The sequence below is a fragment of the Chryseobacterium contaminans genome (genome assembly GCF_001684955.1).
Lineage (GTDB): Bacteria > Bacteroidota > Bacteroidia > Flavobacteriales > Weeksellaceae > Chryseobacterium > Chryseobacterium contaminans.
Window position 1 is genome coordinate 1 of sequence record NZ_MAYF01000100.1, and the last position, 6,354, is coordinate 6,354.

The 6,354-nt window shown below is 34.3% G+C and carries 4 protein-coding genes and 1 pseudogene; all 5 read left to right on the plus strand.

Features of this window, described 5'->3' with window-relative positions; all coding sequences use genetic code 11:
- Positions 1-568, plus strand: a pseudogene (locus tag BBH99_RS07270) (arginase); the annotation flags it as partial.
- Positions 569-571: 3 nt separating this feature from the next.
- Positions 572-1,573, plus strand: coding sequence for a glycosyltransferase family 2 protein (locus BBH99_RS07275; protein WP_066693994.1), 1,002 nt, complete (start codon positions 572-574; stop codon positions 1,571-1,573).
- A 101-nt stretch (positions 1,574-1,674) separates the two neighbouring features.
- On the plus strand, positions 1,675-2,793 hold the full coding sequence (locus BBH99_RS07280; protein WP_066693996.1) for a glycosyltransferase family 4 protein: 1,119 nt from the start codon (positions 1,675-1,677) through the stop codon (positions 2,791-2,793).
- A gap of 38 nt (positions 2,794-2,831) precedes the next feature.
- Positions 2,832-3,698, plus strand: coding sequence for a polysaccharide biosynthesis/export family protein (locus BBH99_RS07285; protein ID WP_066693998.1), 867 nt, complete (start codon positions 2,832-2,834; stop codon positions 3,696-3,698).
- A gap of 4 nt (positions 3,699-3,702) precedes the next feature.
- Positions 3,703-6,204, plus strand: coding sequence for an exopolysaccharide transport family protein (locus tag BBH99_RS07290; RefSeq protein WP_066694000.1), 2,502 nt, complete (start codon positions 3,703-3,705; stop codon positions 6,202-6,204).
- The last annotated feature ends 150 nt before the right edge of the window (positions 6,205-6,354 follow it).

Consider the following 6,354-nt stretch of genomic DNA (forward strand, 5'->3'; position numbering starts at 1 on the left):
TTTAGGCTATCAGAAACATTTAAATGAAATGGATTCTGTACGATTGATCAAGGAAGTGGAATTTGATATTATCCGTTTGGCAGAAATGATGAACTCTACTGAAAAAACGGAGCCTTTCTTCAGAAAAGCAGATCTGGTTACAGTAAATTGTGATGCCATAGAAAGCTTCAGCGAGCCATTTTCTATGAACCCACAGGTAAATGGATTGAACAGAAGAGAAATTTGTGCCTACATGAAAGAGATCGGATTGAGTGAAAACCTGAAAACGGTAGGGATTTTTAATTATAATATTTATTCGGAAAATCAACTGAACCATCAGCTGCTAGCACAAATGCTATGGTATCTGATCGAAGGGATCAATATTCAGCAGTCTCATCCCAAAGAAAGGCAATATGAACTGTTCTATGTTTTAATTGATGACAGACAATTTGCATTTAAGCGTGATACTTTCAGTAATTTGTGGTATTTTGGTGACGATGAAAATATAGAAAACTGTATTCCCTGCTCAAGAAAGGATTTTGATGATGCTAAAAAGGGCTGGTTGAACACAAGACTGACAAAATTTTAGTGTATGGCCAACGTTCCCTCAAGAATTTCAATTATTGTTCCCGTTTATAATGTCGAAAACTATTTGGCAAAATGTCTCGGCTCTCTGGTGAATCAAACTCATCAGAATATCGAGATTCTTGTAGTAGATGATGGAAGCAAAGATAATTCCGGTGATATTATCAGAAGGTATGAGAAGAAGTATCCTGACAAAATAAAATACTTTACCAAAGAAAATGGCGGATTAAGTGATGCCAGAAATTTTGGTATAGACAGAGCAACAGGAGATTATATAGGTTTTGTAGATAGTGATGATTATGTTACAGAAACTATGTTTGAAGAAATGCTTCATCTGGCAGAAAAACATCTGGCAGAAATAGTAATCTGTAACATTCAGAAGGTAGATGAAAACGGACGGGTAACTCAAAAGCTGACTCAGATTCCCAATATGCCTGAGAAAATAAGACTTGAAGATAACTTTTCTGTTTTTTCGGATATCAGCTATTTTGCCTGTAATAAATTATTCAAAAAAGAACTTTTTGAGCAGAAAAGGTTTAAAAAAGGAGTTCATTTTGAAGATATTCAGCTGATCCCACAGCTGTTGCTGGAGTGTGAAACCATTGCACAGACACAGAATTTTCACTATCAATACCTTGAACGTACAGATTCAATCACTAAAACCCATACGGAAAAAGGGCTTGACATACTGAAGGCTGTGCAGGATGTGGAAAACGTATTTAACGGGTCCAGATATGCTCATAAAGAAAAGGAATTAAAAAACTTCCAGATTTTTGAAGGGGTGTATTCTTTTTTAGCCTATCTGGCTTTTGTAAAAGAAGAAAAAGCGTTTTATAGCATGGCGGATAAGTTATCTGTTTTCATAAGAGAAAGACAAATAAAAATTCAAGATATATTGAACTATAGTCGTTTTGGTACAAATTATCTTTTATCTTTGCCAGTGAAAAAAAAGATTTTTTATCTGTTATTTTTTGCCGGGCAGAAGAAGTTGATAAGAAAATTGATATAAACACAAATGTAAGTACTATTGTTTCGGACAGTAGAACACGATGAAAGCATATATGCATTATCGGTTTAATTGGTGAGACGTGTGTACTGGATAAGAAAAAAATGAAAAACTTTGAATTGTTCTTAAGCGGATCGGGGATACCTATTTTCTATGTAAAAATAGGATTAGGTTTCGTATTTTCCTTTTTAATTACCTTTTTTTCTATACCTACCATTGTAAAGATCTCCAGAAGGAAGAACCTTATGGATGAACCAGGTATCAGAAGTTCACATCTTAGAAAAATTCCCAACCTTGGAGGAATTGCCATCTTTTATTCCATTGGAATTTGTGCTTCCATTTTTGCTTATGAGTTATTTGACCTTTATAAATTTCTGTTTGCATCACTAATTATCCTTCTGTATATCGGAGTGATGGATGATATTGTAGTGATGAGAGCCTACAAAAAGCTGGTAGCCCAGATCTTAGTCTCCTCATTAATCGTAATTGGTTCAGATATTAGAATCAGAAGTCTCTTTGGAATATTCGGGGTCTTTGAGCTGGGGTATTTTGTGAGTGTTTTGTTTAGTATTGTAACTTTTATTATCCTTATCAATGCTTTTAACCTCATTGATGGAATTGATGGGCTTGCAGGCGGGTATTCTGTGATCTGCAGTGCTATGTTTGGGATAAGTTATTACAGATTAGGGGAGTATAATTATCCGCTGGTTGTTCTATCAGTGGTGATTATAGGAACTGTTTTGGCATTTTTGTATTACAATCTTTCGAATTACAGAACCAATAAAGTATTTATGGGAGATACAGGCTCCATGCTTTTAGGCTTTTTGCTTGCCTTTACCTCTATCTGTTTTATAGATATTTTTATAGATAAAAAACTTGCAGATGTGCCAAGGTATCATCTCCAGTCTGCTCCGGTAGTCGCTGTAGCAATTCTGATTTTACCTATTGTGGATACATTGAATGTAATTTTTGTAAGGCTTTATAATAAAAAATCACCTTTTGATGCTGATAAAAACCATATTCATCACAAGCTTTTAAAATTGAACCTTACCCATAGAAGATCTACATTCTATATTATTCTATACTATTTAATGATTGTAGCAGTAGCATATTATCTGAGGCATATTAATGTGAACCTGCTGTTGGTGGTGGTAGTTTTATTAGGCTTTATGGGAGCATATTTGCCAGATTTGATATATCGATTAAGAAATAACCAAGATTAACAATTAAATATTACTTTTGTAAACAATATTCAAATATGATGAAGAACTTTAAGTATTTATTTTTATTATTACCTTTTTTACTTACCTCGTGCATCACAACAAAGGATGTAAGATATTTACAGCCTAGTGAAAGCCTGGTGATTAATGAAGAAGGTCTTGTTCCCTACAATATTCCTGTTTATAGGATTACCAAAAATGATATGCTTAACCTTAATATTGTGACCACCCCTAAAGGAGATGCGGCACAGTTTTACTCTACTTACAATACTTCAGGCGGAATAGGTGGAGGTGGAGTTGTAAACAGCGCAGCCACAATGGGTGGAAGGGCTGGCGGAGCAGGCTCTACTATCGGAGGAAATGTCAATTTCTATTTCAATGGTTTGAAAGTAGATATTAACGGAGATATTAATATCTTCGGAATAGGCTATATTAAAGCTGAAGGTAGAACTCTTGATGATGTAGCAAAGGAAATACAGACGAAAGTAAACGAAAACTTCCAGGAAGGAAAATCTGAAGTAAGATTAAATACAGACGGAATTACCTATTACATACTTGGAGATGTAGAAACTACAGGGCTTTCCGGAGAAAAGGTCGCTCATAAAAATACCCTTACGATTACTGAAGCTTTGGCTATTAATGGTGGATTAAACAGAACCGTTGATAAAAAGGAAATTGTAATCCACAGAAAACTTCCGGAAGGAATTAAAATTGCTAAAATAGATCTTACCCGTGAAGATCTGATGAACTCTCCCTATTATTACATACAAAATGGAGATGAAATTTATCTTAATACCAGGAGAAAAAGCTTGAACGGATTCGGTAAAGATCCTATTCAGACTATGCTTACCGGTGTAACAGCAATTACAACAGCATTAACCTTATATACAATCCTACAAAGACTTTAATCCCATGATTCCAGGAAAAGATACGAAAGTAGGAAAAAGCGAAGCTCCCAAAGAGAATAAGTACGGAACTTTTGCATTATTTGATATTGAGCATTTCTTAAGAAGGATACTCAAAAATTGGTATTGGTTTGCTTTTATGTTCCTTATTGGATATGCTATTTCTTGGGCATATAGCAAATATTATGCTCAGAATGTGTATGCTTCAGATTTATCCCTGAGTATTTCTAATAATACTTCAAGCTATTTCAGCCCTAATCAGTCTATTAATTTCATTTGGGGGCAAGGAGGAAATCAGGATGGGGTTTATCTTAAAAAAATGCTTCTTTCCAGATCCCATAATGAGTATCTGGTTAAAGAACTGGATCTTTTTGTCAATTATTCTACCAAAGGACTCATAAAATCTACTTATTTAGATAAAGATGACTCTCCCGTTTTTTTTGAAATCGATAGAAAGCACCTTCAGCAGGTAAATTATCCAATTACATTACGTCCAAAAGGGAATGGCACCTATGAAGTGGTGTTGCCGGAAGAAGGGCAGGCTACAAGTTTGTACAGCTATGAAGTAGAAGGGTTCCAAAATATTAATGCCTACAACAGACCCGCCAATAAGATTATAAGAGTAAATGAATGGTATAATTCTCCGAATTTGAGATTTAAGCTGGTTCAGAACCCGGTTACTCCCAGTATCAAGCTAGACAATATTATTATCAATTTAACAACAATAAATCAGAGTGTTAATGATATTGTATCTACTATAAGCGTAAACTTTGATAAGGAGATCAGTACTATCATGATCATTAATAAAAGAGGTTATAACCTTAACAGTACAGTAAACTTCCTTAATAAATCAGTAGCTGAGCTTCAGAAAAAAAGACTTGAAGATAAAAATACAGTTAATAAAAATACAACGGTTTATCTGCAAGGAAGTCTGGATGAGATCCGTAAAAGATTAGATTCCGCAGCAACTGTTCTGAATTATCTGAAAACCTCAGAAAAACTTTATAATATTAAAGATAGAGATGAGAAGTCTCTGGAAACGATAAAGGACCTTGAAGCCAAAAAAGCAGATATTGTAAGCAAAGTCAATTCTCTGAATACTATCAGAAATACACTTCAGTCACAGAATTTTGATAAAATGATCGCTACCAATGCCGCAGGTTTTGAAGATGGAATGTTTTCTGCTTCAGTGAGCGAGCTTAAGGCCCTGTATACAAAAAGATCAGAATTAGCCACAATCTATAAACCTAATTCTGAACCAATGAAGGAGATAAACAGAATGATTAATGATGCTAAAGCCAGCTCATTTAACAGTCTGAAGAATTACTACACCAAATATTACAATGAGATCAATAAAATTGATCAAAAGGTGGCGGATGCTAATTCCGATTTACAGTCTTATCCTGAAAAAGAAAGAAAATATCTGGATGCAGAAAGAGGTTATAATATGATTGAAGCTACTTATAGCAGCCTTTTAAACAGACAAAATGAAGCTCGTTTAAATGTAGCAACCAATCAATCTGATATTAGTGTAATTGACCCGGCCAAAAATCTTGGACAAGGACCTGTAAGCCCTAATATAAAAATGGCAAAAGCAGGAATAATATCTCTAATGTTATTAATCCCGATCCTGTTTATTCTCATAGGTGAATTGCTTGATAATAAGATCAGGAATATTAAAGAACTGTTAAGCGTTACAAAAATCCCACTTCTCGGTGTAATTGGAAATAACAACAGTGAAAATATGCTTACTGTTTTGGAGCAGCCAAAATCATCCGTTTCAGAAGCATTTAGAGGCATCAGAGCGAATATGAGATTCCTGATGAATAACGAGGATGAAAAAGGTAAGGTGATCTTAGTAACATCTTCTGTTGGAGGAGAAGGGAAAACGTATGTTTCCATTAACCTTGCTTCTGTATTAGGATTGAGCGACAAAAAAACGATTCTCTTAGGAATGGACCTTAGAAAGCCTAAAATCTTTGGCGATTTCAAGATTGATAATAAATATGGTATTTCAAATTACCTTACAGGAGAAGTTGGAATTGATCAGATTATTAATCATACGAAAATCCCGAATCTGGATGTTGCCACTTCAGGGCCTATCCCTCCAAATCCTTCAGAACTACTGATGAGCGAAAGGAATGTTAAATTTATACAGGAACTGAAGGAAATTTATGATTTCATTATTATAGATTCACCACCGGTAGGGTTGGTTGCAGATTCTTATGAAATTATGAAATATTCTGATGCCAATATCTATGTGGTGCGTCACGAGTATACTGAGAAATACATGGTTAAGCTCATCACCGAGAAATATCATAACAATGAAATTGAACACTTAGGACTTATTTATAATGACTATAATACCAAACAAGGTTACGGATATGGCTATGGTTACGGATATGGCTATGGTTACGGTTATGGATATTTTGATGAAGATAAAAATTATAAAGAGCCGTTGTTAATTAGAATACGGAATAAGATGCAGACAATGTTTAATAAAAAATAGAGCCTTAAACCCTCATTCGATGGGGGTTTTTTTATACTTTATATATTTTCATTCTATGAAAAAAAGAATATTTTTGCCACTTTGCCGTTTACTTTATAACAAATTATGTTTTTTTGTTTATTTTTAACTAAACATTAAGATTATCATTAA